General features: G+C 60.3%; 18 protein-coding genes. 15 read left to right on the forward strand and 3 right to left on the reverse strand.

Annotation, left to right across the window (positions count from 1 at the left end; genetic code table 11):
• Positions 1 to 219: 219 nt before the first annotated feature.
• The 6 genes from recC to EJA70_RS06165 all read left to right on the forward strand — a co-directional run bounded on the left by recC (position 220) and on the right by EJA70_RS06165 (position 11,922).
• Entirely contained in the window at positions 220 to 3,672 is a 3,453-nt protein-coding gene (recC, locus tag EJA70_RS06140) for an exodeoxyribonuclease V subunit gamma (RefSeq protein WP_158830147.1), read from the forward strand.
• Positions 3,669 to 7,358, forward strand: coding sequence for an exodeoxyribonuclease V subunit beta (gene recB, locus EJA70_RS06145; RefSeq protein WP_158830148.1), 3,690 nt, complete (start codon positions 3,669 to 3,671; stop codon positions 7,356 to 7,358). Before recC ends, recB begins: the two co-directional genes overlap by 4 nt.
• Positions 7,355 to 9,463: an exodeoxyribonuclease V subunit alpha gene (gene recD, locus EJA70_RS06150; RefSeq protein WP_158830149.1), complete on the forward strand. Its 2,109-nt coding sequence runs from the start codon at positions 7,355 to 7,357 to the stop codon at positions 9,461 to 9,463. Before recB ends, recD begins: the two co-directional genes overlap by 4 nt.
• Before the next feature lie 118 nt (positions 9,464 to 9,581).
• A complete protein-coding gene (locus tag EJA70_RS06155) occupies positions 9,582 to 10,157 on the forward strand; it encodes a YfiR family protein (protein ID WP_008083321.1) in 576 nt (191 codons plus the stop codon).
• Positions 10,154 to 11,422, forward strand: coding sequence for a diguanylate cyclase domain-containing protein (locus tag EJA70_RS06160; RefSeq protein ID WP_158830150.1), 1,269 nt, complete (start codon positions 10,154 to 10,156; stop codon positions 11,420 to 11,422). Before EJA70_RS06155 ends, EJA70_RS06160 begins: the two co-directional genes overlap by 4 nt.
• Complete coding sequence (locus tag EJA70_RS06165; RefSeq protein ID WP_178116836.1) at positions 11,422 to 11,922, forward strand: OmpA family protein; 501 nt, start codon at positions 11,422 to 11,424, stop codon at positions 11,920 to 11,922. The genes EJA70_RS06160 and EJA70_RS06165 overlap by 1 nt, the downstream gene beginning before the upstream one ends.
• Here the strand turns inward: EJA70_RS06165 and EJA70_RS06170 are convergent.
• Positions 11,919 to 12,866 carry a LysR family transcriptional regulator gene (locus EJA70_RS06170; protein WP_158830152.1) on the reverse strand — a complete coding sequence of 316 codons (948 nt, stop codon included), beginning with the start codon at positions 12,864 to 12,866 and terminating at the stop codon, positions 11,919 to 11,921. The two genes, EJA70_RS06165 and EJA70_RS06170, sit on opposite strands and share 4 nt — an antisense overlap.
• Before the next feature lie 149 nt (positions 12,867 to 13,015).
• Between EJA70_RS06170 and EJA70_RS06175 the strand changes: the two genes are divergently transcribed.
• Both EJA70_RS06175 and mmsB read left to right on the forward strand, forming a co-directional pair.
• Entirely contained in the window at positions 13,016 to 14,542 is a 1,527-nt protein-coding gene (locus tag EJA70_RS06175) for a CoA-acylating methylmalonate-semialdehyde dehydrogenase (RefSeq protein WP_158830153.1), read from the forward strand.
• Positions 14,543 to 14,551: 9 nt separating this feature from the next.
• Positions 14,552 to 15,439: a 3-hydroxyisobutyrate dehydrogenase gene (gene mmsB, locus EJA70_RS06180; protein ID WP_158830154.1), complete on the forward strand. Its 888-nt coding sequence runs from the start codon at positions 14,552 to 14,554 to the stop codon at positions 15,437 to 15,439.
• A gap of 351 nt (positions 15,440 to 15,790) precedes the next feature.
• On the opposite strand, the gene EJA70_RS06185 is transcribed toward mmsB, so the two are convergent.
• The gene (locus tag EJA70_RS06185) at positions 15,791 to 16,135 is read right to left on the reverse strand and encodes a cupin domain-containing protein (RefSeq protein ID WP_158830155.1); all 345 of its coding nucleotides are present in this window, start codon (positions 16,133 to 16,135) and stop codon (positions 15,791 to 15,793) included.
• A gap of 656 nt (positions 16,136 to 16,791) precedes the next feature.
• Here EJA70_RS06185 and EJA70_RS06190 point away from each other — a divergent pair.
• The 5 genes from EJA70_RS06190 to rfbA all read left to right on the forward strand — a co-directional run bounded on the left by EJA70_RS06190 (position 16,792) and on the right by rfbA (position 23,254).
• Positions 16,792 to 17,673 carry a DapH/DapD/GlmU-related protein gene (locus tag EJA70_RS06190; protein WP_256677630.1) on the forward strand — a complete coding sequence of 294 codons (882 nt, stop codon included), beginning with the start codon at positions 16,792 to 16,794 and terminating at the stop codon, positions 17,671 to 17,673.
• Positions 17,670 to 18,920, forward strand: coding sequence for a hypothetical protein (locus EJA70_RS06195; protein ID WP_158830157.1), 1,251 nt, complete (start codon positions 17,670 to 17,672; stop codon positions 18,918 to 18,920). Before EJA70_RS06190 ends, EJA70_RS06195 begins: the two co-directional genes overlap by 4 nt.
• A 22-nt stretch (positions 18,921 to 18,942) precedes the next feature.
• A complete protein-coding gene (locus tag EJA70_RS06200) occupies positions 18,943 to 21,120 on the forward strand; it encodes a prenyltransferase/squalene oxidase repeat-containing protein (RefSeq protein ID WP_158830158.1) in 2,178 nt (725 codons plus the stop codon).
• Between the two features lie 64 nt (positions 21,121 to 21,184).
• On the forward strand, positions 21,185 to 22,267 hold the full coding sequence (rfbB, locus tag EJA70_RS06205; RefSeq protein ID WP_158830159.1) for a dTDP-glucose 4,6-dehydratase: 1,083 nt from the start codon (positions 21,185 to 21,187) through the stop codon (positions 22,265 to 22,267).
• Between the two features lie 63 nt (positions 22,268 to 22,330).
• Complete coding sequence (gene rfbA, locus EJA70_RS06210; RefSeq protein ID WP_158830160.1) at positions 22,331 to 23,254, forward strand: glucose-1-phosphate thymidylyltransferase RfbA; 924 nt, start codon at positions 22,331 to 22,333, stop codon at positions 23,252 to 23,254.
• 101 nt (positions 23,255 to 23,355) lie between these two features.
• Here the strand turns inward: rfbA and EJA70_RS06215 are convergent, their stop codons facing one another.
• Positions 23,356 to 24,501, reverse strand: a complete 1,146-nt coding sequence (locus EJA70_RS06215; RefSeq protein ID WP_158830161.1) for an LLM class flavin-dependent oxidoreductase — start codon at positions 24,499 to 24,501, stop codon at positions 23,356 to 23,358.
• Between the two features lie 156 nt (positions 24,502 to 24,657).
• On the opposite strand from EJA70_RS06215, the gene EJA70_RS06220 reads away from it, so the two are divergent.
• Positions 24,658 to 25,533: an NAD(P)-dependent oxidoreductase gene (locus EJA70_RS06220; protein ID WP_158830162.1), complete on the forward strand. Its 876-nt coding sequence runs from the start codon at positions 24,658 to 24,660 to the stop codon at positions 25,531 to 25,533.
• Between the two features lie 230 nt (positions 25,534 to 25,763).
• Positions 25,764 to 26,921 (forward strand): oxidoreductase, encoded by a 1,158-nt coding sequence (locus EJA70_RS06225; RefSeq protein WP_158830163.1) that lies wholly within the window; start codon positions 25,764 to 25,766, stop codon positions 26,919 to 26,921.
• Positions 26,922 to 26,923: the final 2 nt, after the last annotated feature.

Raw genomic sequence — 26,923 nt, forward strand, 5'->3', positions numbered from 1 at the left:
AGTGAAACGATGCATCGCCGATGGTAGTGTGGGGTTTCCCCATGTGAGAGTAGGTCATCGTCAAGATTAAATTCCGAAACCCCAATTGCGAAAGCAGTTGGGGTTTTGTTTTGCCCGCAGGAAAGTTCTTACAGCATGCACGGACGCCGTCCGGCTGCTACAACCTGCCGACAATGCTAAGGTTCTGCCCTGGCTTTCGTACTTTCCAAGGAATCCTTTATGCCGGGCGCCCAGTCCCTCAACGCTGCATTCATGGTGGTCCAGAGCAATAGCCTGGACGAACTGCGCAGCCTTGTGATCAGCATAATGCGGCGTTATCCACTGGCGCCCCTGGAAAACGAAATAGCCCTCGTGCAAAGCAACGGCATTGCCCAATGGCTGAAATTGGCACTGGCCGAGGACCCGGAGGACGACGACCTCGGTGGCTGCGGTATCGCTGCAGCAATTGATGTGCAGTTGCCCGGCAGTTTCATGTGGCAGCTCTACCGGATGGTTCTGGGTCGTGAAGAGATTCCTGCAAAGTCCCTGCTCGATAAGGCCCCGCTGACCTGGCGTCTGATGCGCCTGCTCCCCCAGGTTATTGATCGCCCTCACTTTGAACCGTTGCAGCGCTTTCTTACCCACGACACTGATTTGCGCAAGCGCTATCAGCTGTCCGAACGTCTGGCGGATCTCTTCGATCAATACCAGGTGTACCGGGCGGACTGGCTTGAAGATTGGGCGGAAGGCCGACACCAGTTGCGCAATGTCAGAGGTGAAATAAAGCCACTGCCTCCGACCAGTTGCTGGCAAGCCGAGCTATGGCGAGCATTGCTGGGGGACGTCGGTGAACAAGGCATGGCGCAGAGCCGTGCCGGCGTACATCAGCGATTCATTGAGCGCATCAACAACCTCACCGAGGCGCCGGTGGGCCTGCCCTCGCGAGTCATCGTTTTCGGAATCTCTTCACTACCAGCCCAGGTACTCGAAGCGCTGGCCGGGCTTGCGCGTTTCAGTCAGGTTCTGCTGTGCGTGCACAACCCTTGCCGTCACCACTGGGCCGATATCGTCGCCGACAAGGATTTGCTGCGTCACCAGTACAAACGGCAATCGCGCAAGAGTGGCATGCCCGTTGTACTCGACCCGGACACAATGCATCAACACGCCCATCCGCTGTTGGCTGCCTGGGGCAAACAAGGTCGCGACTACATCAACCTGCTCGACAGTTATGATGATCCCAACAGCTATCGCGCGGCTTTTCGCGATGGGCGCATCGACCTGTTCAGTGACACGCAGCCAGACAATCTGCTCAATCAACTGCAGAATGACATCCTTGAGTTGCGTCCCCTCGACGAGACTCGCGAGCACTGGCCGGCGGTTGATCTGGAACAGGACGATTCGATCCGCTTCCACATTGCCCACAGCGCTCAACGTGAAGTTGAAATCCTCCACGACCAGCTCCTGGCACGCTTCAGCGCCAACCCGGATCTGCGCCCGCGCGATGTCATCGTAATGGTTCCGGACGTCGACAGTTATGCCCCGCACATTCGCGCCGTTTTTGGTCAGCTTGATCGGCATGACCCGCGTTTCATTCCCTTCACACTGGCGGATCAGGGCCAGCGTGGTCGTGATCCCCTGTTGATCGCCGTCGAACACTTGCTCAAATTGCCAGACAGCCGCTTCCCGGTCAGTGAGATCCTCGACCTGCTTGATGTGCCTGCACTGCGTGCCCGTTTCGGTGTGGAAGAGCGCGATCTGCCGACGTTGCACCGCTGGATCGAAGGCGCGGGCGTGCGCTGGGGCATGAACGCCGAGCAACGCGCGGGCCTCGGATTACCAGAAGAACTGGAACAGAACAGTTGGCATTTCGGCATGCGCCGTATGCTGCTGGGGTACGCGGTTGGCAGCGCCGATGCCTGCGCGGGTATTGAGCCCTATGACGAAATCGGCGGGCTTGACGCGGCATTGATCGGCCCGCTGGTGGCCTTGCTGGATGCGCTGGAACTCGCTCATCAGCAGCTCACACAACCGACTCAACCCAAGGAGTGGGGCCAGCGCCTGCAAGCGCTGATGCAGTTGTTTTTCAAAGCCAGCAATGAGCACGACGATTATTTGCTGACCCAACTGGAAGAGCTTCGCGAAACCTGGCTACAGACCTGTGAAGCGGTTGGTCTGGTCGATGCGCTGCCGCTGACCGTCGTGCGTGAAGCGTGGCTGGCCGGACTGGATCAGGGCCGGTTGTCTCAACGCTTTCTGGCCGGTGCGGTGAACTTTTGTACGCTGATGCCCATGCGCGCCATTCCGTTCAAACTGGTCTGTCTGCTGGGGATGAACGATGGCGATTACCCTCGCGCGCAGCCGCCGCTGGACTTCGATCTGATGGGCAGCGACTACCGTCCGGGCGACCGCTCCCGACGTGAAGATGACCGTTATCTCTTGCTCGAGGCGCTCCTGTCGGCGCGCCATCAGCTTTACATCAGTTGGGTAGGCCGCAGCATTCGCGACAACAGCGAGCGACCTGCTTCGGTGTTGATCGGCCAGTTGCGCGATCACCTCGCCAGCGGTTGGCGACTGCACGATGAAAGCCAGGACCTGTTGAGCGCAATGACTGAAGAGCATCCGCTGCAACCGTTCAGCGCACGCTATTTCCATGAAGGTGATCAGCTGTTCAGCTACGCCAGTGAATGGCAGGTCTTGCATCAACAGCCGGTGTCACAAACCAGCGGGCAGTTGCTGACACCTTATGTTCAGGAGGAACCGCTGAGCCTTGCTCTGTTGCAGGACTTCCTGCGTAACCCGGTACGGCATTTTTTCACTCAGCGACTCAAAGTCTATTTCGAGGCGGCCGAAGCGCCGCTGGCCGACGAAGAACCTTTCGTGCTGGACGCGTTGCAGCGCTATACGCTCAGCGACAGCCTGCTCGAAGCAGCGCTGCGGCAACCGGATAACGTCGATCAGGCCCTCGAAGCTCAGGCCAGGCGTCTGCAAAACAGCGGCTTGCTGCCGATGGCAGGCTTTGGTGAATGCCTGCAACGCGAATTGATAGAACCACTGCCGGACTTGCTGCAGCGCTATCAACAGCTTTTGACGTTGTGGCCGACCCCGCTGACCAGCGCCATCCCGATCAGTCTCGAGTTGCAGGGCGTACGTCTTGAAGGCTGGCTCTCAGGCCTGCATCAGCGCGCCGATGGCGGTGTGTTGTCGGTCACGACCATTCCCAACAGTATCGGCTCGATCAAAAGCCGCAAATGGCATCGACTGACCAAGTCCTGGGTCAACCATCTGGTTGCTTGCGCCAGCGGGCTTTCATTGAGCACCGCGCTGGTGGCCAGTGACGATACGCTGCTGCTGGAGCCCATGGCGCGAGACCGATCCGTGAGTTTGCTCGGCGATCTGCTTCTCGCCTGGCAGGCGGGCATGCGTCAACCATTGCCAATCGCAGTGAAGACCGCATTTGCCTGGCTGTCGCAGACCGACCCGCTCAAGGCCGAAACCGCTGCCCGTAAAGCCTACGAGGGTGACGGTCAGACCAGCGAAGGCGAGCGCCGCGAAAGCCCGGCGTTGTCGCGACAATATGCCAACTTTGATGCCCTGCTCGAAGACGAAACGTTCACCGGCTGGTGCGACGCTTTGTATCGGTCTTTGTTTGAAGCGCCATGGCGCTCTTTGTCCAGTGAAGGGGCGCGCGCATGAGCAGTAAAACCCCGCTCGCCCTGGCCTTCCCGCTGCGTGGCAGCCAGTTGATCGAAGCCAGCGCCGGCACCGGTAAAACCTTCACCATTTCTGCGCTCTATCTGCGGCTGATCCTGGGGCATGGCGGCGAATCGAGCGGGTTCGCCCGTGAATTGTTGCCGCCGCAGATTCTCGTGGTGACGTTCACCGATGCGGCGACCAAGGAGCTGCGTGAGCGGATTCGTACACGCTTGGCCGAAGCCGCTCGCTACATGCGTGACGAAATTCCCGCGCCCGACGGTTTGATCGCTGAACTGCGCGATCAATTCGAGCCTCAGCAATGGCCGGGATGCGCCAACCGACTGGATATCGCCGCGCAGTGGATGGATGAGGCCGCCGTCTCGACCATTCACAGTTGGTGTCAGCGCATGCTGCGTGAGCATGCGTTCGACAGTGGCAGTCTGTTTACCCAATCCCTGGAAACCGATCACAGCGATTTGCTGGGCGAGGTGTTGCGCGATTATTGGCGGCTGTTCTGCTATCCGATGCACGGCGATGCGCTGAATTGGGTGCGCAGCAACTGGGGCGGGCCGGCGGCGTTGTTGCCTCGGGTACGCGGGCTGTTTGCCAGCGAACGTGACAGTGATGAAACCAAGTCTCCGGCCGAGCTGATCGAAGAATGTCTGCTGGAGCGTCGCGCGGCGTTGGTCGAGTTGAAAATGCCTTGGCGTCAGTGGGCGGACGAGTTGCTCGCCATCTGTCATCAGGGCGTTGCCAGCAAAACCGTCGACGGTCGCAAGATGCAGGCGCGTTATTTCGAACCGTGGTTCGAGAAGCTCAAGGCCTGGGCTGAAGACGAGACCCTCGAACAACTCGACATCGGCACTGGCTTCAGTCGGCTGACCCCCGACGGCATGGCGGAAGCCTGGAAGGGCCAGGCCCCGAGCCATCCGGGCCTGGATGCCATGCCCGGGCTCAAGTCGAGTCTCGATGCCTTGCCGACGCCCGACGCAGCTGTTTTGCAACACGCCGCCAAATGGGTCGGTGCGCGCTTCGAGGAAGAGAAGCGCCGTCGCGCTGAAATGGGTTTTGACGATATGTTGCTGCGCCTGGATGCGGCGCTGCAATCGGAGGGCGGCGAGCGTCTGGCGACGTTGATCCGCGAGCAGTTCCCGGTCGCGCTGATCGACGAATTCCAGGACACCGACCCGGTGCAGTACCGGATTTTCGAGAGCATCTACCGCATCGAAGACAACAGCCCAGACACCGGCCTGTTCCTGATCGGCGATCCCAAGCAGGCGATCTACGCGTTTCGCGGTGCGGACATCTACACCTACCTGCGCGCGCGTCAGGCCACCACCGGCCGGCTGCATACGCTGGGCACCAACTTCCGCTCCAGCCACGGCATGGTCAAAGCGGTCAATCATGTTTTCGAACGCGCCGAGTCCCGAGAACAGGGGCGCGGTGCGTTTTTGTTCCGGGAAAAAAACGGTGAGAATCCCGTGCCGTTTCAGCCGGTCGACTCGCAGGGCCGCAAGGAAAAACTGCAAATTGCCGGGCAAGACGTTGCGGCGCTGAACGTCTGGCACCTGTCCTCTGATCAGCCTCTTTCCGGCGCTGTCTATCGTCAACAATTGGCCGCAGCCTGTGCCAGTGAAATCACCGCGCTGCTCAACGGTGGACAAACCGCCAGCGCCGGATTCACTCAGGACGGTAAGGACTTCAGAGGGCTGCGGCCATCCGACATCGCGATCCTCGTCCGTGATGGCAAAGAGGCCCAGGCCGTGCGCGGTGAACTCGCCGCGCGCGGTGTACGCAGTGTCTATCTCTCCGACAAGGATTCGGTATTCGCCGCGCAAGAGGCCCACGACCTGCTGGCCTGGCTCAAGGCCTGTGCCGAACCGGATGTCGAGCGCTCGCTGAAAGCCGCACTGGCGTGCATCACCCTCAACCTGCCGCTAGTTGAACTGGAGCGGCTGAACCAGGATGAGCGGGTCTGGGAAACCCGGGTCATGCAGTTCCGTGGCTATCGCGAACTGTGGCGCAAACAAGGCGTGTTGCCGATGCTGCGGCGTCTGCTGCATGACTTCCATTTGCCGCAGAGATTGATCGCGCGCACCGACGGCGAACGGGTGCTGACCAACCTTTTGCACCTGTCGGAGCTGATGCAGCAGGCCGCTGCGGAGCTTGATGGTGAGCAGGCGTTGATTCGTCATCTGGCCGAGCTGCTGGCGTTGTCCGGTCAAGCCGGTGAAGAGCAGATCCTGCGCCTGGAAAGTGACGAGCAACTGGTCAAGGTCGTGACCATTCACAAATCGAAAGGCCTTGAGTACCCGTTGGTCTTCCTGCCCTTCATCTGCTCGGCGAAGCCGGTGGATGGCAGTCGTTTGCCGATGCATTACCACGACGCAGCGGGCAAGGCGCAAGTCAGCCTCAAGCCGACTACCGAGCTGATTGCCCAAGCCGACGACGAGCGCCTGGCCGAAGACCTGCGCCTTTTGTACGTCGCCCTGACACGCGCGCAGCATGCCTGCTGGTTGGGCGTGACGGATGTCAAGCGAGGCAATAACAACAGCTCGGTGCTGCACCTTTCTGCGCTGGGCTATTTGCTGGGCGGCGGCGCATCGCTGGGTGAATCCAGCGGATTGCAGCGTTGGTTGCAAGACCTGCAACAGGACTGCCCGGCCATCAGCATCGGCGAGATGCCCACGCCTGCCGACGAGCACTACCTGGCTCCGCGCAATGAGGCCATCCTCAGTGCCACGCTGCTGCCCAAGCGCAGGGCCAGCGAAAACTGGTGGATTGCGTCCTACAGTGCATTGCGCATCAGTGACGTGTTGAGTGTCGGCAGCGATGAAGCCCCGGACAGCCCGCAAGCGCAAAAGCTGTTCGATGACGAACGCCTCGACCCGGATGCACCGCGAGAAATCATTGCTGGCGGTGCGGACATCCATCGCTTTCCTCGCGGCCCCAACCCGGGAACGTTTCTCCACGGTTTACTTGAGTGGGCTGGGGATGACGGTTTCGCGGTTTCCCGCGAAGCGCTGGTCGACGCAATTGCCCGTCGCTGCAACCTGCGTGGCTGGGAGGGCTGGATCACGACCCTCAGTGACTGGTTGCAGCATCTGCTCAAATCGCCGTTGCCGGTAGGCAGCGGGCAAGCACCGGTGGTGCTTGAGCAACTCAAGCAATATCGCGTCGAGATGGAATTCTGGTTCGCCAGCCACAAGGTCGACGTGCTCAAACTCGACGAACTCGTGCGCCAGCACACGCACAATGGCGTGGCCCGTGTGGCGGCGGAACCGGTGCAACTGAACGGCATGTTCAAAGGTTTTATCGACCTGACGTTTGAACACGATGGTCGTTATTACGTGGCCGACTACAAATCCAACTGGCTCGGCGTGGACGATCTGGCCTACACCGAGCAAGCCATGGAAAAGTCGATCCTCGATAACCGCTACGACCTGCAATACGTGTTGTACCTGTTGGCGTTGCATCGTCAGTTGAAGGCGCGACTGCCCGACTACGATTACGACCGGCATGTCGGTGGCGCGCTGTACCTGTTCCTGCGTGGCACGCGAGCCGATAGTCGCGGCGTGTATTTCGCTCGGCCGCCACGCACGTTGATCGAACGCCTGGACCGGATGTTCCAGGGCAAACCTGAACCCAAAGCCGAACCCGCATGGGAACAGGGAGTCCTGCTATGAGCCGTACCTTTGCCGATCTGCTGCCAACGCCTTTGACTGCCGATAGCCTGTCGACGCTATCACCACTGAGCAAAGCCGATGATTTGCTGTTGTTGCTCACGCGTTGGGTCGAGCGTGGCTGGCTGCGGGCACTGGACAAGGCCTTCGTCGCGTTTCTTCACGAACTTGAGCCAGGCACTGATCCGCTGGTACTGCTCGCCGCAGCCCTGACCAGCCACCAACTTGGTCATGGCCACGTCTGCCTGGATCTGTTCGAAACCCTCAAAGCCCCGGATTTCGCGCTGTCACTGCCACCCGAAGGCGATGTGCAAGGTGGCGTGTTGTTACTGCCCTCGCAATTGCTTGAAGCGCTTGATGGCGTGCATTGGTGCCAGGCCCTGGCGAGCAGCGATCTGGTCGCGCTGGCGGCCGATACCAGGCCAGCGGCGCAGCAGCGTCCGCTGGTGCTCTGTGGAAAACGCCTGTATCTGCGGCGCTACTGGGCCTACGAGCGGCGCATCGACACGGCGTTGCGCCAACGTCTCACCCAGGCCGAAGCGACGCCGGCTGATCTGTCGCAACGGCTGAATGAGTTGTTTGGCTCAGCCACGGCGGGTGAGGTCATCGACTGGCAGAAACTCGCCTGCGCCCTTGCCACGCGCGGCGCTTTCAGCATTGTGACGGGCGGTCCGGGCACTGGTAAAACCACCACCGTGGTGCGTTTGCTCGCGTTATTGCAGGCGCCGGCCGTCGAGGCCGGTCAGCCACTGCGCATTCGTCTGGCGGCACCGACAGGCAAGGCCGCTGCGCGGTTGACCGAGTCCATCAGCCAACAGGTGCAGTCGCTGAAAGTCAGTGAAGAGGTGCGGGCGAAAATCCCCTGCGATGTGACCACGGTGCACCGTTTGCTGGGCAGTCGTCCTGGCACCCGGCACTTCCGTCACCATGCGGGCAACCGTTTGCCGCTGGATGTTCTGGTCGTCGACGAAGCTTCGATGATCGACCTGGAGATGATGGCTAACTTGCTTGACGCCTTGCCGCCCCATGCGCGGCTGGTGTTGCTGGGCGACAAGGATCAACTGGCCTCGGTTGAGGCCGGCGCAGTGCTCGGCGATTTGTGCCGTGATGCCGAGAGTGGCTGGTACAGCCCGCAAACACGCCAGTGGCTGGAGTCGGTCAGCGGCGAATCCTTGCAGGACAGTGGTTTGCACGAAGACCTCGATGGTGCGCATCCGCTGGCTCAACAAGTAGTGATGCTGCGTCACTCGCGGCGCTTCGGCGAAGGCAGCGGCATCGGTCAGCTGGCGCGGCGGGTCAATCAGCAGTTGCCGGACGAGGCGCGTCAGCTCCTCGCGGCCGGGCACTACGCCGATGTGTTTTCCCTCGCGCTCAAGGGTGAACACGATCATCACTTGGAGCGCTTGCTGCTTGAGGGCCATGGCGACGGCCCGCAAGGCTATCGGCATTATCTGAGCGTGCTGCGCGATCAGCGTCCGCCGCTGGGCAGACCGCTGGAACACCCGGACTGGATCAACTGGGCGCGTGAGGTCTTGCAGGCATTCGATACCTTCCAGTTGCTGTGTGCCGTGCGCAAAGGGCCGTGGGGCGTTGAAGGTTTGAATCAGCGCGTTACCGCCGCATTGCTCAAGGCGCGACTGATCGAAAACGACCAGCAATGGTACGAGGGCCGCCCGGTGCTGATGACCCGCAACGACTACGGCCTGGGCTTGATGAACGGCGATATCGGCATCGCCCTCAAGTTGCCCGAGCGCGAAGGGCCTGACGCTGGCAAAGCGGTGTTGCGCGTGGCGTTCCCGCGTAACGACGGGCAGGGCGGGGTGCGCTTCGTATTGCCGAGCCGGCTCAACGATGTCGAAACCGTCTACGCCATGACCGTGCACAAATCCCAGGGCTCCGAGTTCGCCCACACCGCGCTGATCTTGCCGGACGCCTTGAATCCGGTGCTGACCAAAGAGCTGATCTACACCGGCATCACGCGCGCCAAGCATTGGTTCACCTTGATCGAGCCTCGCGCCGGGGTGTTTGAGGAAGCGGTGTTACGCAAGGTCAAACGCCTGAGCGGCCTGATGCTGGAACTGGAGGAAGGCGTCGAGCCTCAGCAGTGAAAACGCGCGGGGCCGGCGACGATTATTGACCAACCGGTCAGTGGTCGGCGCCTCGCTGGCGTTTAGCCGCTGTGCTATCGTTGCGGCATCATTTCGATAGATCCAAGAGAATCCCTGCATGAAGGTGTCTGTCTGGGCGACAGGGCGCGTAGTTGGCTGCCAACACGCGTTGCTTGGCGCTCTGCTCTGGTTGTTGACGGGCTTAGCCGTCGCGCAATCACAAGCGCCGACAGGCATGGCCGAACAACGGGCCAAATCTGTCACGCAGGTGGTTCTTGGCATCCTCAGCTATGCGCGCTGGCCGGTCGAACCTGCGCAGTTGCGTCTGTGCATCGTCGGCCCCACCGAATATACCGATGACCTGGTCAAAGGCACCACGCAGGCGACCGGTCGCCCGGTCATTGTGCGTCGGCTGTTGGCCGATAACCCGGCCATCGTCAGTGAATGCGATGCGGTGTACATCGGCAAACTCACCTCGGATGAACGCAGTCGCCTGTTTGCCTCGCTGATCGGCCACCCGGTGCTGAGCATCAGCGAAGGCGACGATCAGTGCACGGTCGGCAGTCTGTTCTGCTTGCGCGTGGGCGACGATCAAGTGTCCTTCGAGGTCAATCTCGACTCCGTTGCCCGCAGCGGCGTACGCATTCATCCAAGCGTGTTGCAGTTGTCGCGTCGCAAACCGGCGGCACCATGAGACTCTTTCGATCGAATACCCGCCCAACCCTGGGCTCGGTGCTAGGCCGTGGACATTTGACCGTCGCGCTGATGGCGGTGGCGATGGCCAGTGTTTCGCTGACCCTGCTCGGCGTTCTGGCGTTGCGCGTCTATGCCGATCACAACCTGCACCTGATTGCTCGCTCGATCAGCTACACCGTTGAAGCTGCAGTGGTGTTCAACGACAAGACGGCTGCCACGGAAGCGCTGGAGTTGATCGCGGCCACTGAAGAAGTGGCCGATGCGCAGGTGCTCGATGCACAGGGGCGGTTGCTGGCACGTTGGCAGCGACCAGAGAACGGCCTGTTCTCCGAGCTGGAAATGCTCATCACCCGCGCTTTGCTGGAGCGACCGATCAGCCTGCCGATTGTCCATCAGGACCGTGAAATCGGTCGCGTGCTGCTCATCGGACACGGCGGCAGCCTGATGCGCTTTCTGTTGAGCGGTCTGGCCGGGATCCTGCTCTGCACCGCCATCAGCGCGTGCGTGGCGATTTATCTGGCGCGGCGGCAACTGCGCGAAATCATCGGCCCGCTGCGCAGCCTCGCCACCGTGGCCCACGCGGCTCGCAGCGAACGGGCGCTGGACCGGCGCGTGCCGCCGGCGCAAATCGCTGAGCTGGACAACCTCGGCAACGACTTCAATGCCTTGCTCGACGAACTCGAGTCCTGGCAGAGCCACCTGCAAAGCGAAAACGAAACCCTCGCCCACCAGGCCAGTCACGACAGCCTCACCGGTCTGCCGAACCGAGCGTTTTTTGAGGGTCGGCTGATCCGCGCCTTGCGCAGTGGCGGCAAACTCAACGAGCGAGTGGCCGTGCTGTTTCTCGACAGTGACCGCTTCAAAGGCATCAACGACAATTTCGGCCACGCCGCCGGCGATGCCGTGTTGGTGGCCATCGCCAATCGCATTCGCGCGCAATTGCGTGAGGAAGATCTGGTGGCCCGCCTGGGCGGTGACGAGTTTGCCGTGCTGCTGACGCCTTTGCACAGGATCGAAGATGCCGAGCGCATTGCCGACAAAATCCTCGCCAGCATGGACATGCCCATCGTGCTGCCGGGGGATAGCAGTGTCGTGACGTCGCTCAGTATCGGCATCGCGGTTTTCCCCGATCATGGCGCCACCCCCGGTGCCTTGCTCAATGCCGCCGACGCCGCGATGTATCAGGCCAAGCGCCTGTCGCGTGGCGCTCAATTCACAGCTGGGTCGGAGCGCCCAGTCGATCCCGTTCAAACCAGGAGCTGATGCCCGTGTTCACATTACCGATACGTTTTTTTTCTGCGTTGCTGCTGATGGCCGCACTGACCCTGACCGGTTGCCAGACTGCCCCACAAAAAGGCCTGACCCCGGCGCAAGTCGCCGTGCTCCAACAACAGGGCTTCGAGCTGACCGACGAGGGCTGGGAGTTTGGCCTGTCCGGCAAAGTGCTGTTTGGCAGCGACGTTGAAAGCCTGAATGCGCAAAGCACCGAAATCGTCGAGCGCATTGGCAAGGCCCTGCTGGGTGTCGGCATCGAGCGCGTGCGGGTCGATGGACACACCGACGCGTCGGGCAAAGAAACGTACAACCAGCAGTTGTCACTGCGCCGCGCCAAAAGTGTCGCCAACGTACTCGGCACAGTCGGCATGAAGCAGGAGAACATTCAGTTGCAAGGCTTGGGCAGCAGCGAGCCAGTGGCCTCCAACGCCACGGCGGCGGGCCGCACGGAAAACCGTCGGGTGGCGATTGTGGTCAGCGCCGATTAATCGGCGAACTGCATCTCACGGCTTTCACCCATCAACAGCGGCTGATTACGCTCGGTCACCTCACGGATGTAATCCCACAACAAGGTGATCCGCTTCAACTTCCTCAGATCCTCCCGGCAGTACATCCAGAACTGCCGGGTGATGTTGATTTCCTCCGGCAACACGGGCAGCAAACGCGGATCCTGCGCGGCGAGGAAGCACGGCAGAATCGCCAGTGAACGCCCCTGCTGTGCAGCCACGAATTGCGCGATCACGCTGGTACTGCGCAAATTCGCGTGGGCACCGGGCAGCACGTTGGCCAGGTACAGCAGCTCCGAGCTGAACGCCAGATCATCCACATAACTGATGAATTGATGCTTGCTCAAGTCGGCCGGGCGGCGGATCGGTGGGTGTTGGTCCAGATAGTCCTGGGTTGCGTAGAGCTGCAAGCGGTAGTCGCAGAGTTTGCAGCAGACGTACGGCCCGTGTTCCGGGCGTTCGAGGGCGATGACGATGTCGGCCTCGCGCTTGGACAGGCTGATGAAGTGCGGCAGTGGCAGGATGTCCACCGAGATCGCCGGGTAGGCGTCGACGAAATGGCTCAGTTGCGGGGTGATGAAAAAACTGCCGAAACCTTCGGTGCAGCCCATGCGCACATGCCCGGACAGCGCCACGCCAGAGCCTGAAACCTGCTCGCAGGCCATGTGCAATGTGCTTTCAATCGACTCGGCATAACCGAGCAAACGCTGACCTTCGGCGGTCAGCACGAAACCGCTGGTGCGCGACTTTTCAAACAACAACGTGCCGAGCGCCGCTTCCAGCGAACTGATCCGTCGCGACACCGTGGTGTAGTCGACAGCCAGCCGTTTGGCGGCGGTGCTGGCCTTGCGGGTGCGGGCGACTTCGAGGAAAAACTTGAGGTCGTCCCAGTTCAGCGAACCTAGAGATGTGATGTTTTTTTGCATGATGGACGGGCTTATATGTGCGTTCTTATTAGAAGTTTGCACATCTATACTCCAAAAACAGTCCGACAACCAATTCGTGACACACGCCTCATCTCAAGGCGAACCCTTCGCCTTGGCTCCTACGATAAAAACAAGTTTCGGAGACCAGCATGAACGCATCGCTTACGCCCAACGACACCACGCTGCAAAAGGTCAAGCTGCTGATCAATGGTGAGTGGGTCGAATCGCAGACCACCGAGTGGCACGACATCGTCAACCCGGCGACCCAGCAAGTGCTGGCCAAAGTCCCGTTCGCCACCGCCGCTGAAGTCGATGCCGCCGTCAGCGCCGCACAGCGTGCCTTCCAGACCTGGAAACTGACCCCGATCGGCGCGCGCATGCGCATCATGCTCAAGTTGCAAGCGCTGATCCGCGAACACTCCAAACGCATCGCCGTGGTGCTCAGCGCCGAGCAGGGCAAAACCATTGCCGACGCCGAGGGCGATATTTTCCGTGGCCTGGAAGTGGTTGAGCACGCCTGCTCGATCGGCACTCTGCAAATGGGCGAGTTCGCCGAGAACGTCGCCGGCGGCGTTGATACTTACACCCTGCGCCAGCCGATCGGCGTGTGCGCCGGCATCACGCCGTTCAACTTCCCGGCGATGATTCCGCTGTGGATGTTTCCGATGGCCATCGCCTGCGGCAACACCTTCGTCTTGAAGCCTTCGGAACAGGATCCGCTGTCGACCATGCTGCTGGTGGAGCTGGCGGTCGAGGCTGGCGTTCCGGCGGGCGTGTTGAACGTGGTGCATGGCGGTAAAGACGTGGTCGATGGCTTGTGCACGCATAAGGACATCAAAGCGGTGTCCTTCGTCGGTTCGACAGCTGTTGGGACTCACGTTTACGATTTGGCCGGTAAACACGGTAAACGCGTGCAATCGATGATGGGCGCGAAAAACCATGCTGTGGTGCTGGCCGATGCCAATCGCGAACAAGCGCTGAATGCTTTGGTCGGCGCCGGTTTTGGTGCGGCCGGGCAACGTTGCATGGCCACCTCCGTCGTTGTGCTGGTCGGCGCGGCGAAACAATGGCTGCCGGATCTGAAAGCGCTGGCGCAGAAACTCACCGTCAACGCCGGCAGCGAGCCGGGCACCGATGTAGGCCCGGTCATCTCGAAGAAAGCCAAGGCGCGAATTCTCGACCTGATCGAAAGCGGCATCAAGGAAGGCGCCAAGCTGGAACTGGACGGTCGCGACATTAAGGTACCGGGTTACGAGCAAGGCAACTTTGTCGGCCCGACCCTGTTCTCAGGCGTGACCACCGACATGCAGATTTACACCCAGGAAATCTTCGGCCCGGTGCTGGTGGTGCTGGAAGTCGACACCCTCGATCAGGCCATCGCGCTGGTCAACGCCAACCCGTTCGGCAACGGCACCGGCCTGTTCACCCAGAGCGGTGCGGCGGCGCGCAAATTCCAGACGGAAATCGACGTCGGCCAGGTCGGCATCAACATCCCGATTCCAGTGCCGGTGCCGTTCTTCAGCTTCACCGGTTCGCGCGGTTCGAAGCTCGGCGACCTCGGCCCGTACGGCAAGCAAGTGGTGCAGTTCTACACGCAGACCAAAACGGTCACGGCGCGCTGGTTCGATGACGACAGCGTCAACGACGGCGTGAACACCACCATCAACCTGCGCTGAGGAATGGCCATGAAAATCGCATTTATCGGGCTGGGCAACATGGGCGCGCCGATGGCGCGCAACCTGATCAAGGCTGGCCATTCGCTGAACCTGGTCGACCTGAACAAAACCGTGCTGGCGGAACTGGAACAACTGGGTGGCACCATTCGCGCTTCGGCGCGTGAGGCCGCCGAGGATGCAGAGCTGGTGATCACCATGCTGCCGGCGGCTGTGCATGTGCGCAGTGTCTGGCTGGGTGAAGATGGCGTGCTGGCCGGCATCGGCAAAGGCGTGCCGGCGGTGGATTGCAGCACGATTGATCCGCAGACGGCGCGCGATGTCGCCGCCGCTGCCGCCAAGCACGGCGTGACCGTGGCCGATGCGCCGGTGTCCGGTGGCACCGGTGGCGCGACCGCCGGGACGTTGACCTTCATGGTCGGCGCCACCCCGGAACTGTTTGCCACCCTGCAACCGGTGTTGGCGCAGATGGGCCGCAACATCGTGCATTGCGGTGACGTCGGCACCGGGCAGATCGCCAAGATCTGCAACAACCTGCTGCTGGGGATTTCGATGGTCGGTGTCAGTGAGGCGATGGCGCTGGGCGATGCGCTGGGGATTGATACCTCGGTGCTGGCCGGGATCATCAACAGTTCGACCGGGCGTTGCTGGAGTTCGGAAATGTACAACCCGTGGCCCGGCATCGTCGAAACGGCGCCCGCCTCGCGTGGCTATACCGGTGGTTTTGGTGCGGAGCTGATGCTCAAGGATCTAGGCCTGGCAACGGAAGCGGCGCGTCAGGCGCACCAGCCAGTGGTGCTCGGCGCGGTGGCGCAGCAGTTGTATCAGGCGATGAGTCAGCGAGGGGAAGGCGGGAAAGACTTCTCGGCGATTATCAACAGCTACCGCAAACCGCAGTAACTCTTCAAAAACCTGAGGTGAAAGGGCTTTTTGTGGCGAGGGGATTTATCCCCGTTGGGGTGCGTAGCAGCCCCCTACAGTGGGTCAGGTAAACCGAGTGCTCAGGTTTTGCGACTGCTGCGCAGCCGAGCGGGGCGGTGCGACGTTTCGCTGAATCCCCTCGCCACAGGGTTCCTGTTTCCACAGGGATCATTGGGGTGGGGTCAAGAAATTTGCAGTAGGTGTTGCCGGGACATCACGTCGGGTGATCTCCCGGCTTTTTTGTGCCAAAAAAAGATCGCAGCCTGCCGCAGCTCCTACAGAAACACATTCCCATGTAGGCGCTGCCGCAGGCTGCGATCTTTTGCTTTATCAGGCAAACACGAAATACTTGCGCACGGTTTCGACCACTTCCCACGTCCCCGTCATCCCCGGCTCAATCACAAAGATGTCGCCAGCGCGCAGGTGGATCGGCGCCATGCCGTCCGGGGTGATCACGCAGTAGCCTTCCTGGAAATGGCAGTACTCCCACTTCACGTATTCGACGCGCCACTTGCCCGGTGTGCAGATCCAGGTGCCCATGATCTTGCTGCCGTCTTCGCTGGTATAGGCGTTGAGGTTAACGGTGTGCGGGTCGCCTTCGAGTTTTTCCCATTTGCAGGCGTCGAGTACCGGCAGCGGGTGGGTGTCGCGCAGAACGGTGATAGGGGCGGACATGGTAGCTCCAGACAAAGGACGAGTTGAATCATCACCCTAACGTCTGGTGAAGCAGCCCAGATGTCTGGGGTCGACCTCGGGATGCTTAGGAGCGCTGAGCGGAAATTTCTCGTAAAGCCGGGGATTTGCACCAATGCTGTGCATATATGACGAATTTAATACAGTCTTGCCCCATAAAAGTTCAATAAATTTTTAGACTAAAACGAGATAACCATTCGGACACCTATTGCAAAAGAAAATCGTCTGTACTATAACATTCGTACTAAAGGACATTCCCACCCTGATGGAGTTACACCTGAGTCACGGACAGACTTGAACTCGCTTTTTCTCGGACCGACAACAGACTTGGCGATTGGCCCAAGTGTGAACTTTCACCTGTCGTTAATGAATAACGATAATTGAATGGAACAGTCAGTTAATAAGTGCGCAGGCGCAATGTCATGCGTGCTTTGAGATAAGCATTTAAATAAATCGTTAATGATTGATCTGCATTGATTGACGGCGTGCGCGGTATTTCTGCGCGCATAAAATCACTTGTGCTCGGCATCATGGAATGAGGCTAGATTGTGGACGACGTAAATGTAATTGAAGTTTCAACCTCCGTTGACAGTTGCAGTGTGCTCGGCCGGCATGTGTGGGTGCGAGCAGGCACTCGGTTGCAAAATGTTCAGGTGGCGGATGACTGTTTTATCGGTTTTCGCTGCGATGTGCAGTTTGCCGCGATCGGTCAATCCAGCATGTTGGCCACGGGTGTGCAATGCAGCGGCACCGCGCAGGCACCGATCCGCATCGCCGAAAATGTCTGGCTCGGCGCCAAGGTCGCCGTCAACGCAGGTGTCAGTATTGGTGCTGGCGCAGTGATCGCCGCCGGTGCCCTGGTGACGGCAGATGTGCCGGCCGACGCCATCATGGTTGGGCGTCCGGCACGCTTTATCGGCTTCCGTTCGGTGGTCGAGGACGGTCGCCCGAGCCCCCAGCAGGTGTTGGCGAAAGTGCGGGAAAGAGCCCGTTCCGGCTTGCCTTCGATGCTTGATCGCTCAACGCAGTCGGTCTCCCGGCTCAAATCGCTGAACCCCGACACAGCGACCTGGGAAATCAGCGACGAGGCTTTGATTGACGCGGAATTACGCGGTGGTGCGTCGGTGGAAATCGCCCGCGATTGCATTCTGATCGGGCGCAGCAGCCGTCAGGGCGGGATGTCGCAACTGGGCGGCATCGAACTCGGTACGGGTGTCCGGCTCGGCGAAGGTGTGGTCATCGAAGCCGCTGGCGGCGTGTCGATCGGCGTGTTCAGCGAAGTGGCGGACAACGTCACGATTGTGGCTTCAACTCACGACCATTCATTCCGCTCGCTGCCTTGGGAAGAAGCCCCGGTGCGGATTGGAAGTCGTTGCGTGATTGGTGAAGGCGCGCTCTTGGTAGGTCCACTGAATGTCGGTGATGGTGCAGTTATAAATCCCCACTCAGTGGTTATAAGGGATGTATTGGAAAACACTGTGGTTCATGGCGTTGTTCAACTAATGGAGATTCAAGAATGATTTTATTTGCCCCCAATCCAACCGGTTCCGGTCATAACATGCGTGCGCTGTCGATCGCTCAGGCGATTAAAAAGCAGTGTCCGGCCATGCCCCTGACCGTGGCGCTGGCTTCGTTGCAGCCGACGTTTACACCGTTGTTTGAAAAGTCTGGTGTCGAGGTGGTGGATATTGCCGGTCGTTTGGTCGATTACTCGAAAAAGAGCAACTTGTCGAAAGAACTCGACTGGGCCAATTACATCGGCGGTTATATCGCCAATACCTTCTTGTCGGGTGAGCGAATTCTCTCTTATCTGGCGCTGATCGCCGAATACAAACCGACTGTACTGGTCTCGGACTACAACATGGCGGCCTGTCTGGCGGCGATTTTCAGCGGTACGCCGCTGGTGTTCGTCACCGAACGCTATGACTTCACCCTGTGTCAGCTGGAAGACCATGACCTGGCCGACGGCGGCTTCGAGGTCAATGCGCTGGAAATGGCCCGGGCTCGCACCGCACTGCACAGCCAGTTCAACTGGATGATCAACCAGAGCCACTTGGTGCTGACCGACAAGCCGTACGTGGCTTCTCTGGATCAGGGCACGCCGGTCGCCGAAGCGCTGCTCAGCGGCAAGGCGCACTTTGTCGGGCCGATGATTCGCGACATCAATGTGCAGAGCGGCCTGAACGTGCGCGAGCAACTGAACCTTGGCGATTCGCCGTTCATTGTCGCGTCGATCAGCGGCACCACCATGTTTGCGCAAAACAAGGATGCGTTGCTCGCCGCGTATCTGGACAGCTTCAAGGTCCTGCGCGAACGCAATCCGGATCTGAAACTGGTGTTGCTCGGCCGTCAGGATATCGCCGCCCAGGACGGTGTGGTGTGCGTGCCTTACTACCCCGACTGGATGGGCCTGTTGCGCGAAGCCAGCCTGCTGATTTCGGCGCCGGGATGGATCACCGTCACCGAAATTGCCGCCCTGCACATTCCGACCTTGTTCGTGCTGCCGTCCAAGTCCGAGTACCACGAGCTTGAAGCCCTGCGTCGTCTGGAGCTGCTCGGTTTTCCGACACACCTGGGACACGATCGCGACCGCCTCGTCGAACTGGTGCAAAGCGAGCTGGAGAAAGACACCCAGTCGGCGGCGTACTACGCGCCCCATCAACAGGTCGCTGCACCGGACGGCGAAGGCGCGGCCCGTGCTGCAACGCGCATCATCGAATTGTGCAACGGCGCTGTTGTGCCATTGACCGAAAGCAAAGCGGCTTAACCTCAAGGAAGAGGGATTCACCATGGCGCTGCATCCGCAGTTTCTATTTGATCAAGGTCTCAAGGACATCGAGTTCGGTGGTTTTTTTGCCGTCACCGATGCCAGTGGGCAGGTCGCGATTTCCAGCGACAAGCAGTTGCAGGATCAGATCGACGCAACGCTGTATCAGGCCGAACACGGCGATGACGCACAACTGCGTTTTGCCCATGCCGGGCTGATGCGTCTGCACGATGCTCTGAATGCAGGTTTTCACGAACTTGCCGATCGCTACTGGACGCCGCACGGCTCCGGTCGCTGCAGAACCCTGGCGCTGCAACTGGATGCGCTGGCGGCATTGATCGCCTACCAACGGCGGGTGCCGGAAGACGTCACCAACCGCGCGGCGATTGCCGGTCTGCTGGAGCAGGTCGAAGCGCTTTATGCCCGGTCTACCGTCGCTGGCGTGTACAGCAGCGACTGGTCGACGCCGCTGGACCTGGCGACCTCGATCGACCTCGACATCAGCGCCACGGCACTGCTGGCGCACATCGGTAACGAGCCTTTGGGCCTCGGTTTGCTCGGGCATTTGCAGGTGCACGCCGAAAACCTGATCGCCCGGGTGGCCGGCAGCGACAGCGAGTCTTGCGTTGATATTGCGTTGAGCCGTTGCGCGGTGCGAGCACACGTCAGCCTGGTGCTGGCGCGTCTGGCCAACGTGCGTGACGACAACGCGTTGTCGAACCTGGCGCGCTCGTTTGTGCTGCAAACGTTGGCACTGTTCCGCGATCCGGCTTACGGCGGCTACTGGGACCGGGTCGGCATCAACGGCAAGGTCCGCTGCGATTGGCACACGTCGTACAAACGTCATGAGTCGCCATTTCCGATCAAGACAGCGTACGACGTGGCGTTGCTGATGCAGGCGATCCAGGCGTTGCCGGGCGGTGCGAGCGAGAGTGACCGGGCCTCGGTGACGGCTGCGTTGCTGGAGTTTCACGACACCCGCAACGGTGGGCTGTTCATGGGCAAAGGCTATTTCTGGTCGACGCCCGATGACCCGACCGTGCCGTTCATTCGTCAGTTCTGGGCGCCGCCGCGTCAGCCAGGGATTTTCAGCATCGGCAACCTGACGTACTTGCCGTTGCACTTGAAGAGCCTGAAAACCCAACTGGCCGCGGCGCATGCCTTGCAGTCCATCGCGCCGGTAACGATTACGCCGGCACACGACGACGCCGAGCGGGTGAGCCGCGAGCTGGAGGTCATTGATGGGCAGGGCGACGTGCAGGACATTCATCCGCGCGGCGTACCGTCGATCAATGTCGATCTGCAGCGTTATCTCGCGTGGCTGGCCAAGGCCCGGGCGTCGACTCAGACCCCTTACGGCCTGACTGCCGAAACCACGCCGCTGGGCTTTCGCGCCGACAAGACCTGGCAGGTGTTTTCCGGCCTGCATGTGATCTGCGACCTGCACGCACTGGGTCTGCCAATCGAAAACAAGGCGAGCCTGATCGATTGCATCCAGGCCTCGCAAAATATCGACGGCGGTTTTGCCGAACAGCCGGGGCACTTGAGTGATGTCTTTGCCACGTACTGCGCGGTGTTGTCGTTGCGTGTGCTGGGTGCCTTGCCGGGCGATATCGAGGGTTGTGTGCGCTACCTGCAAGCGTGCCAGAACAGCGATGGCGGGTTCGGCGACGTCGCGGGTTTCGGCTCCGATATCTGGCACACCAACCTTGCGGTGCTGTCGCTGCACGCGCTGGGCGCCAAGGCCGTGGATGAGCAAGCGGTAATGGCGTTCGCCTTGCGTTGCCGTTCGGCCGACGGCGGATTCGGCAACAAGCCGGGTTATCCAGCGGATGCGTTTTCGGTGTACCGCGTGGTGTCCACGCTGTTCATTCTCGACCGCCGCCTCGTCGATGCGCGGCAGACCGTGGAGTGGCTGCAGAGCCTGCAATTGGCCAATGGCTCGTTCCACTATCGGCCGGGCAAAGCGGTCAGTCTGGTCGGCACGTATATGGCGATTGCGGCGATGTACCTGCTCGATGCGCAGCCGACGCATTTACAGGCGTCGAAGGACTGGATCGCCTCGCACCAGAAACAGGACGGTGGTTTCGGCCCGCTCAACTCGACCTCGGCGACCACCGACGAAAGCTTCGTCTGCATCCAGACGCTGCTGATTCTTGAGCAAGGCCTGTCGCAATACTGGGTGGCATTGCTGAACTGACCCGCCCCTGAAGGCGGGCAGCATCGAAGGACTGTGAATCATCATTTTGCCAGGGGAGGCGCTGATGAAAATTTTAGTGACAGGGGGCGCGGGCTTTATCGGCTCGGCAGTGGTGCGGTTTCTGCTCAATGAAACCGAGTGCGAAGTGATCAATGTCGACAAACTGACCTACGCCGGCAATCTGGAGTCGCTGGCTGAAATCGCGGACTCGCCGCGTTACCGTTTCTGCCAGGTGGACATCTGCGACAAGCCGGCGCTGGACGAACTCTTCGCGCGCCTGCAACCGGACGCGGTGATGCATCTGGCGGCCGAATCCCATGTGGATCGTTCGATTGATGGCCCTCAAGCCTTCATCGAAACCAACATCGTCGGCACTTACACCCTGCTCGAAGCCGCACGCGGTTATTGGAACCGTCTGGACGCTGCGCGTCAGCAGGCGTTCCGCTTCCACCATATTTCCACCGACGAGGTGTACGGCGATCTGGAGCCTGAAGATCCGGCGTTTACCGAAACCACCGCCTATGCGCCCAGCTCACCTTACTCGGCGACCAAGGCCGGTTCGGATCATCTGGTACGCGCCTGGCACCGCACGTTCGGGCTGCCGGTGGTGATGAGCAATTGCTCGAACAATTACGGGCCGTACCACTTCCCGGAAAAACTCATTCCGCACGTCATTCTCAATGCACTGCAAGGCAAGCCGCTGCCGGTGTACGGCGATGGTGCGCAGATTCGCGACTGGCTGTTTGTCGAAGATCACGCCCGTGCGCTTTATGCCGTGGTCAGCAACGGTGAAGTGGGGCAGACCTACAACATCGGTGGCCACAACGAAAAAACCAACCTTGAAGTGGTGCACACCGTGTGCGATCTGCTTGAGGCGCGGGGTGCGCAGAAACCGGCCGGGGTCGCGCATTTCCGCGACCTGATCACCTTCGTCAAGGATCGCCCGGGCCACGACAAACGGTATGCCGTCGATGCCGGCAAGATCCACGCGCAGTTGGGCTGGACGCCGCAGGAAACCTTCGACAGCGGCATGAAAAAAACCGTCGACTGGTACCTCGACAATCGCGCCTGGTGGATTCGTGTGATCTCCGGCGCCTACGCCCTCGAACGTCTCGGCGACCAGTTGCAAGAAGCCCACGTGGCTTGACATCACCCCCCGTTCAATGACGCCGGTTGGCGTCAGTCATCTATTGCTGAAAAGGAAACAGGCATGGCCAAGTACAAGGGAATTCTGTTGGCGGGCGGCGCTGGCTCGCGGTTGCATCCAATCACTTTGGGCGTCTCCAAGCAGTCGCTGCCGGTGTATGACAAACCGATGATCTACTACCCGCTGTCGGTGCTGATGCTGGCGGAAATTCGCGAGATCCTGATCATCTCCACTCCCGAAGATCTGCCGGGCTTCCAGCGCATGCTCGGTGACGGCAGCCAGTTGGGCCTGAGCCTGAGTTACGCCGTGCAACCGAGCCCGGACGGCCTGGCCCAGGCGTTCATCATCGGTCGCGAATTTGTCGGCGACGACAACGTCTGCCTGGTGCTCGGCGACAATATTTTCTACGGCGCCGGCTTCGGTGAAACGCTGTTGCAGGCTGCGACCCGCGAAGAGGGCGCGACCGTGTTCGGCTACTACGTGGCGGACCCGGAACGCTTCGGCGTGGTGGAGTTCGACGCCAGCGGCAAGGCCCTGAGCATCTGTGAAAAACCGAGTGAGCCGAAGTCCAACTTCGCCGTTACCGGCCTGTATTTCTACGACAACGAAGTGCTGCGCATTGCCGCCGAGATCAAGCCGTCGCCGCGCGGCGAACTGGAAATTACCGACGTCAACAATGTCTATCTGCAACGTGGGCAATTGAACGTGTCGGTGATGGGCCGCGGCATGGCCTGGCTGGACACGGGGACTCACGACGCGTTGATGGAGGCCGGCAATTTCGTCCAGGCCATCGAGAAACGTCAGGGCCTTAAAATCGCCTGCCTCGAAGAGATTGCCTACAACAAGGGCTGGATCGATGACGCGCAGTTGCTGGTGCTGGCGGGGAGCATGAGCAAGACCGGTTACGGTCAGTATCTGGCACGACTGATCAACGATGACGTGCTGACGGTGCTGGATGCCCAGCGTTCGCTGAAGGGCGCGGCCTGATTGTTCACGTGTTTCAGTAGTAGTGAGTGCGCGCGCCAAGCGCTCGGCAGGGTCAACACCCCGCACGAGCGCACTGGCGAGCAAGCTCGCTCTCTGCGGTTTTAGTGGCCGGTTACGCTGTCCGCTTGTGGCGTTTTAGCGTTCGGGTGTGAGTCGGCTGGCGGCATCTGCAGCGATTGCAGATGTGCCAGGCGATTGGCGTGGGTCGGTGCTTCGGCGGCCAGCGGCGAGCGGCGTTTGCGGGTTTCTTCACGCAGCACCGGCAGCACTTCCTTGCCGAACATGTCGAGCTGTTCCAGCACGGTTTTCAACGGAATGCCGCCATGGTCAAACAGGAAGAGCTGGCGCTGATAGTCGCCGAAGTACTCGCGGAAGGTCAGCGTCTTGTCGATGATTTCCTGCGGGCTGCCAACGGCCAGCGGGGTCATCTCCATGAACTCTTCCAGGGATGGACCGTGGCCATACACCGGCGCATTGTCGAAGTAGGGACGGAACTCGCGGCGGGCATCCTGGGAATTGCGGCGCATGAAAATATGCCCGCCAAGGCCGACGATGGCTTGCTCCGGCGTGCCATGGCCGTAATGGGCAAAACGCGCCCGATAGAACTCGACCAGGGCCATGAAATGCTCGCGCGGCCAGAGGATGTGGCTGGCGAAAAAGCCGTCACCGTAATACGCCGCTTGTTCAGCGATTTCCGGGGTGCGGATCGAGCCATGCCAGACGAAGGGCGGCAGGTCGTCCAGCGGCCGGGGAATGGAGGTGAAGTTGTTCAACGGGGTACGAAAACGACCGCTCCAGTTGATGTCTTCTTCGCGCCAGAGCCGATGCAGCAGGCGATAGTTTTCCATCGCCAGCGGCAGCCCGTCGGTGATGCTTTTGCCGAACCACGGATAGACCGGTGCGGTGTTGCCGCGCCCGAGCATCAAGTCCATGCGCCCGCCGCAGAGGTTTTGCAGCAGCGAATATTCTTCAGCCAGGCGCACCGGGTCGTTGGTGCTGATGAGCGTGGTGGACGTCGACAGAATGATGCGTTGGGTTTTCGCGGCGATGTAGGCCAGCAGCGTGGTGGGAGAGGAGGTGATGAACGGTGGATTGTGATGCTCGCCGGTAGCGAACACATCCAGCCCGATGTCTTCGGCTTTCTGCGCAATTTGCAGGGTGGCCTGGATGCGTTCCGATTCGCTGGGGGTACGGGCGTTGGTAGGGTCTTGTGTGACGTCGCCAACGGTGTAGATCCCGAATTGCATAAAGCCTCCTTGCCTTGGGTAAAGGGTATGTTTGAAACCCTGCCGCGAAGGTTAAATCGTCGCGGTACTTGAAATGTACGCCTGTACACGTACAATCGCAATTGTGCATCATCGTTCGAACGGATTTCGACCACCTCATCTAGACGGGAGCGCGACATGGAACTGGGATTTATCGGCTTGGGCACGATGGGCGTACCGATGGTGCTGAACCTGCTGAAGGCTGGGCATCAGGTGCGTGTGTGGAACCGCTCGGCGGCGCCGTTGCAGGCGCTGGTCAATGCCGGTGCCGAAGCCGTCGACAGCCCGGCGCTCGCGGCTCGCGCCGAGGTGCTGATTTCGATGCTGGGCGACGATGCGGCGATTCGTGCGGTGTTTCTGGATGCCCACGCCATCGACGGTCTGGCGCCCGGCAGCGTTCACGTCAACATGTCCACGGTGTCTGTCGCCCTCGCCCGGGAAATGGCGGCCCTGCACAAGGCGCACGGTGTGGCTTATGTGTCGGCGCCGGTGCTGGGGCGTGTGGATGTCGCGGCCGCCGGCAATCTGAATATCCTCGCCTCAGGCGATGCCGAGGCGCTGGCGCGTGTGCAGCCACTGTTCGATGTGCTGGGGCGCAAGACCTGGCCATTCGGCGAAGACGCAGAACGCGCCTGCGTAGCCAAACTCTCGGCCAATCTGATGATTGCCGCAGCCATTGAATCAACCGCCGAGGCGTCGACCCTGGCCAACGGCTACGGCATCAGTCGCGCGGATTTCATCGAGATGATCACCTCGACCCTGTTCGCCGTGCCGGTGTATCAGGGCTACGGAAAACTGATGGTCGACAAACAATTCGAGCCCGCCGGGTTCAAGCTGTCGCTGGGGCTCAAGGATGTCCGCCTGGCGCTGGAGGCCGGCGAAGCTGCGCACGTGCCGCTGCCGTTTGCCAGTGTGTTGAAGGACAACTTGCTCGATGGCATGGCCCACGGTCAGGCCGATCAGGACTGGGCGTCACTTTCGCAGGTCAGTGACCGACGCGCTGGCTCAAAGTAATCATGGGGTAGGGCAAGCCGTGACTTCAGTGCAAGTTCGGTGGGCACTTTGCGCCTTGAGTTTTAGTTTGAGCGTTAGTTGTCTTTTACTGAAAATATGCAAGAAGTCTGATAATAACGCTTGTCAATGTACGACTGTAGACGTACATTTTTGCCGGGGTTTAACAACAATAAAAGTTCTGTCTGTTTTTTCATCTGCTGACCCTCAATAAATAATAGCTAGGAGCCGTTATGAAGAATCTAATGCAATGGAACAGCCTTCCCTCCGAATCCAATGAATGGCTCGAGAAGGTGCGTGCACTGAACCCGCTGATCGTTCAGCACCGAGATTACAGCGAGCAGACGAACGCGACGCACAAGGACGTGATGTCTCAATTTTTCAAGGACGGTTTTGGCCGCACGTCAGTGTCCAGGGCATTCGGCGGATCCCAGGTCGACATTCAGACCACCTCGGCGCTGTTGCTGGAATTTGCCCGGCATGACGCTTCGCTGTCCTGGCAACTGGCCGTGCAGGTGGCCATGGGCCGACTCTCCGATTACTTGCCGGAAAGCACCTCCGAAGCGATCTACAACCACTGCGATGGTTTTGTGATCGGCGCCATTCACTCCGGTGGCGAAGCGCTGCCGATGGGCGACGATTACCTGCTCAGCGGCCGTTGGGCGTTCGCCAGCGGTTCGGCGCATGCCGACTGGCTGGTCTGCACTGCAACCGTCAAAGGCACGGAAAACAACACCGCGCCTGAAGTGCGGATGTTCTTTGTGCCGGCCAGCCAGTGCAAGATCCTGCCGACCTGGGACACCCTCGGCATGCGCGGCACCGGCAGCCATCACTTCGAATGTTCGCAGGTGCTGGTCAACAAGGCCTTCTCCCTGAACACCGAAAGCCTCAAGCAATCGCCCGAAGCGCGCAGCTCGCGTGCCTACGCTACCGGTTACTACGAGTTCGGTACGCTGGCAGCGATGTCCACCGTGCTGGGCGTTGCCCGCGCGGCGGTCGACCACTTCCGCAACGACCGCGCCGTCAACGCCGACCCAGGCCTTGAAGGGGTGATTTTCGAAAAAACCGGCCGGGCGATCTCTTCGGTGCACACCGCCCAGTTGCTGCTCGAAGACGCGATTCACCAAGTGATCAATCGCGGTGAAACCTTCGGTGAACCGGTCAGTGCGCGCGTCGGCCTGGCGGCTTCAGTGCTCACCGAAAACTCGGTGAACGCGGTCAATCAGATCTTCTCGATGGCCGGTTCGAAAGCGGTTTACAAGTCGCACTTTCTGGAACGTTGCTTCCGCGATATTCATACCGGTTCGAAGCACTTCACCTTGTCGCCTTTGAACTTGCACGGTATCGGTAAATATTATCTGGATAAAACCAATGCGCTGGCAGCGGCTTGACA

The organism is Pseudomonas sp. PB103, from assembly GCF_009764635.1.
In the GTDB taxonomy this organism is placed as follows: domain Bacteria; phylum Pseudomonadota; class Gammaproteobacteria; order Pseudomonadales; family Pseudomonadaceae; genus Aquipseudomonas.

Bases quoted from the DNA above. Each gene is read 5' to 3' on its own strand.
- recC (WP_158830147.1), top strand. From the start codon at position 220: ATGCCGGGCGCCCAGTCCCTCAACGCTGCATTCATGGTGGTCCAGAGC.
- recB (WP_158830148.1), top strand. From the start codon at position 3,669: ATGAGCAGTAAAACCCCGCTCGCCCTGGCCTTCCCGCTGCGTGGCAGC.
- recD (WP_158830149.1), top strand. From the start codon at position 7,355: ATGAGCCGTACCTTTGCCGATCTGCTGCCAACGCCTTTGACTGCCGAT.
- EJA70_RS06155 (WP_008083321.1), top strand. From the start codon at position 9,582: ATGAAGGTGTCTGTCTGGGCGACAGGGCGCGTAGTTGGCTGCCAACAC.
- EJA70_RS06160 (WP_158830150.1), top strand. From the start codon at position 10,154: ATGAGACTCTTTCGATCGAATACCCGCCCAACCCTGGGCTCGGTGCTA.
- EJA70_RS06165 (WP_178116836.1), top strand. From the start codon at position 11,422: ATGCCCGTGTTCACATTACCGATACGTTTTTTTTCTGCGTTGCTGCTG.
- EJA70_RS06170 (WP_158830152.1), bottom strand. From the start codon at position 12,866: ATGCAAAAAAACATCACATCTCTAGGTTCGCTGAACTGGGACGACCTC.
- EJA70_RS06175 (WP_158830153.1), top strand. From the start codon at position 13,016: ATGAACGCATCGCTTACGCCCAACGACACCACGCTGCAAAAGGTCAAG.
- mmsB (WP_158830154.1), top strand. From the start codon at position 14,552: ATGAAAATCGCATTTATCGGGCTGGGCAACATGGGCGCGCCGATGGCG.
- EJA70_RS06185 (WP_158830155.1), bottom strand. From the start codon at position 16,135: ATGTCCGCCCCTATCACCGTTCTGCGCGACACCCACCCGCTGCCGGTA.
- EJA70_RS06195 (WP_158830157.1), top strand. From the start codon at position 17,670: ATGATTTTATTTGCCCCCAATCCAACCGGTTCCGGTCATAACATGCGT.
- EJA70_RS06200 (WP_158830158.1), top strand. From the start codon at position 18,943: ATGGCGCTGCATCCGCAGTTTCTATTTGATCAAGGTCTCAAGGACATC.
- rfbB (WP_158830159.1), top strand. From the start codon at position 21,185: ATGAAAATTTTAGTGACAGGGGGCGCGGGCTTTATCGGCTCGGCAGTG.
- rfbA (WP_158830160.1), top strand. From the start codon at position 22,331: ATGGCCAAGTACAAGGGAATTCTGTTGGCGGGCGGCGCTGGCTCGCGG.
- EJA70_RS06215 (WP_158830161.1), bottom strand. From the start codon at position 24,501: ATGCAATTCGGGATCTACACCGTTGGCGACGTCACACAAGACCCTACC.
- EJA70_RS06220 (WP_158830162.1), top strand. From the start codon at position 24,658: ATGGAACTGGGATTTATCGGCTTGGGCACGATGGGCGTACCGATGGTG.
- EJA70_RS06225 (WP_158830163.1), top strand. From the start codon at position 25,764: ATGAAGAATCTAATGCAATGGAACAGCCTTCCCTCCGAATCCAATGAA.